The organism is Moorena sp. SIO3I6 (assembly GCF_010672095.1).
Genome location: NZ_JAAHHU010000678.1, coordinates 1 through 2,461 on the forward strand (window position 1 = coordinate 1; position 2,461 = coordinate 2,461).

The window sequence follows — 2,461 nt, forward strand, 5'->3', positions numbered from 1 at the left end:
GGGAGAATGTTCAATTAATCACAGAATACGCTCACTCTACCAATGATTCTGACGAATTAGGCTTAGTAAGTGGTTCAGCCTACCGCGTCCAACTAGACGGCAAATTTGGTGATGCTTTCTCCGGTAAGGCTTATTTGCGCTCCACTGAAACTGGCTTTGCCAATAACGCTACCGTTAGCTTTGTTCCTGGTCAAACCCGTTATGGTGCTCAGTTTCTGGCCAAACTGACTGATACGACTAGTTTTCGGGTACAGGTAGACCGGGAAACTAACCGAGGTATAGCCCCCCGAGTTGTTAATAGTTTCGGTGATTTATTCGACCCCCGTACCGAACCCCAGGCTGGTAATCGGGTGGATAATTCTCTAACTACTGTAATTGCGGGGATTAAGCAACGTATTGGTGCGGGTAGCCTCCAACTCGACTGGGTGTTTCGCGACCGCGAAGACCGTAAAGATGATTCTAGAAGTCGTACATCCAATCAGTTGCGATCGCGTTTTAAGATGCCCTTAACTGATAGGCTCACTTTCCAGGCTCTAAATGAACTAACCTTATCTAGCGAAACCGATTCAGTGTATTCAGACCGGACTGCGATCGGATTAGACTGGCGAGTATATCGAGGAATTACCATCAATATCGGACAACAATGGTTTACCCGAGGGCAATTTGAGGGACAGGAAATTACCCATCTTGGTATCAGTGGCGATTACAATCTTGGCTCTGATACCACTATCTCTGGACGTTACTCCATTGTTGGCGGATTAGATCAGATGACCGGTCAGGGCGCTATCGGATTGAAGCAGGGCTGGACGATTTTCCCTGGCATGCGACTAAACCTTGCTTATGAGCGGGTATTAGGTAATTTCCTTGGAGAAAACGCTGCTGCTGATCAGTTCAGTCAACCTTACGCTTTTGGTCAAGGAGCCTCAGCCCTTGGATTTGAGAGTGGAGAAAGCTACAGTATCGGTTTTGAATACACTGACAGTCCCGATTTCAAAGCCAGCTTCAAATGGGAGCATCGTTCTTCTAATCGTGGCAACAACACTGTAATCACTGGTGCCGCCTCTGGGAAATTGTCTCCTGCTATAACTGCTTTGTTTAGTTATCGACAGGCGAATGCTGCTAATCAAAGGCTTAGGAGCCGATTAGGAAACTCGATCAATCTCAGGCTAGGTGTTGCTTACCGTAATCCCGCAAGCGATAACTTTAACGCTTTAATGCGCTATGAATTTCGCCAGAATCCCGCTACTATTCCCGATACGATTTTATTGGGCAGTGGTACTGGTTATAACGAACATCTATTTTCCGGCGAAATGATATATGCTCCCAACTGGCGATGGGAATTTTACGGTAAATATGCTTTGCGTTATAGTAAATCCTATTTATCCAATGATTTAATCGGAGATAGCACCATTCATCTCGGTCAACTCCGAGCATCCTATCGTCTAGGCTACAACTGGGATATAGTCGGTGAAGCTCGCTTGATCTCTCAACCTTCAGCAGACTACTTTGAAAATGGCTTCCTGATTGAAACTGGCTACTACCTGACTCCCAGTCTGCGCCTTGCTGCTGGATACGCTCTTGGTAATATTGACGACTACGACTTCCGTGGCTCTCGTTCCGCCAGTGGTCCGTATTTAGGACTTACTGTCAAACTTGATGGTCTGATTGGTAATTTATTTGGCGGCTTTGGCAATCAAAAGGTAGCACCACCCCAGCAGCAGGAATCTCAAATTGAATTCATTGTTGAAGATAACCAAAAGCAAGAAAATCCCAATAAAACTAACCAACCTGTGGTTGAAGAAGGGCTAGAAGAAAACAGTAAACCCCTTTATAACGACAAATCAGAAGAGGATAACACACAAGCAAGAAGAACAGAAAAATAATAGTGTGTTCCGGTAATTTATGATTGGCAATTTGAGTATTATTGCCGATTAATAATGACAAATTTATTAGTATTAATTATCAAAAGTATTTAGTTTAAATTTAACTTTTTTTTATTAAAATTAATTAATTTAATATTTTCAGCAAACTTTATTAAAATTAAGCAGCTATGAATTCCAATATAATTCCTTATAATTTAAAGTCAAAATTTCACCTAAACCTATGATAAAAAAAACTTACTATTCTAGTTTAATTTCATTTTTAAAAAATAAAAAAAACCACCTATAGTTATCAAAAAAAAACAGTATCTACCTAGTTTATTATCAAGCCTAGGCTTAAAAGAGTATACCATCAACCATGTCAGCTTTTGGGGTATGGGTGTTGAATGGCACAGGAGTTACCAAAAAAATTGGGTAATCGCGCCCCTTCCTTCTAGGACGGCTTTTTTTTTTAACTTTTTCTTGACAGTTTTTACTAGGTGTGCTACTCTAAAATTATAAACAATAGACTTTTCAACTAGATAGATACTATCTAAACAGATCGGAAGGATCACAATTCTGAACTCCAGTCACCATAACTT

1 pseudogene is annotated in these 2,461 nt (G+C 41.2%); it reads left to right on the forward strand.

Going from position 1 to position 2,461, the window contains the following annotated elements:
- Nucleotides 1-1,883: pseudogene (locus F6K49_RS41315) on the forward strand (hypothetical protein); the annotation flags it as partial.
- Nucleotides 1,884-2,461 lie beyond the last annotated feature (578 nt).